The organism is Vibrio sp. L85 (assembly GCF_963871815.1).
GTDB lineage: Bacteria > Pseudomonadota > Gammaproteobacteria > Enterobacterales > Vibrionaceae > Vibrio > Vibrio harveyi.
Map to the genome: position 1 here is coordinate 1 of NZ_CAWMYL010000233.1, position 978 is coordinate 978.

Sequence of the window (978 nt, forward strand, 5' to 3'; positions counted from 1 at the left end):
TGTAGAGCCAGTGCAAAGCCGACAGAGCGAAGCGGCGTCAGTTGTATACAAATCATTGAACTGGGTGTGTATACAGTGTAATAGTAAGGTATTGATTGAGAGAATTATTCAGAAGGTAATCTAATATGAAAAAACAATTAATGACAGTGACCTTACTTTCTATCTTGGGAAGCCCAACCACCTTAGCCGATACATTGCCGGAACAATATGTGTACCAAGTGGCGCTATTTAACGGCGATGATCTTTTGTATAGAGACTCAGGTTTTACTACGGACAGTAACCGATTTTCCAACGGAAAGAATGTACCATACTTTATAAAAACGTGTGAAAAAAAAGGGACAAAAACCATCAATAAATCGGGCGGTAAACAATTCTATCAAGGGGTGGGCTACCAGATTGATGTTCATGCCGCTACTGTGATGTTTGTCGAAACGGTTATCGATGAATCTACGTACATTGAGCCACAGAAAGACGAGTTCAACTTGTGTATGAATACAGGCGAGCCCCAAGAGAAAGAATACGAGTACAACGCGAACTTTGATCTAAAAGCTCAGGGAGTTCAACAATTCACCTTTGATAATAACCGCCGTGTCGAGATCATTGTGCAAAAAGAAGGGTGAATGACATAAGCGGTTTGCTGCTGTCAGAACAGTAAATATTGCTCTCTTTTGCCTGTTTGAATGCTGATTTTTAGCAATTTCGCCGTAAACCCTCGCCCATGATGAGGGCGGGGATATAAGGCGTAAGACGCGATAGCGTCTTAATCTGGGGGCGATTGACTCTATATTGAGTCAGGTTGGGGGCCATCATTCCAAAACTTGGGCGTTACCCTTCGGGCAGGGCTTTTCGCTGGGCGGCATTCCGCTTGAATCTTCCATCTATGGACAAGACCTTCATCCCCCTGAAAAGTCACAAGTGCCTTCCCAGGGTGTGAAGCTCTAAAGCCCCTATCTGCAAGGATATCGCTTCAATCCTGAA

Annotated in this window: 1 protein-coding gene; it reads left to right on the forward strand. The window is 44.0% G+C overall.

All coding sequences use genetic code 11. The annotated features are described in order from the left end of the window. Positions 1 to 125: 125 nt before the first annotated feature. On the forward strand, positions 126 to 620 hold the full coding sequence (locus AACR11_RS21250; protein WP_017818198.1) for a hypothetical protein: 495 nt from the start codon (positions 126 to 128) through the stop codon (positions 618 to 620). Positions 621 to 978: the final 358 nt, after the last annotated feature.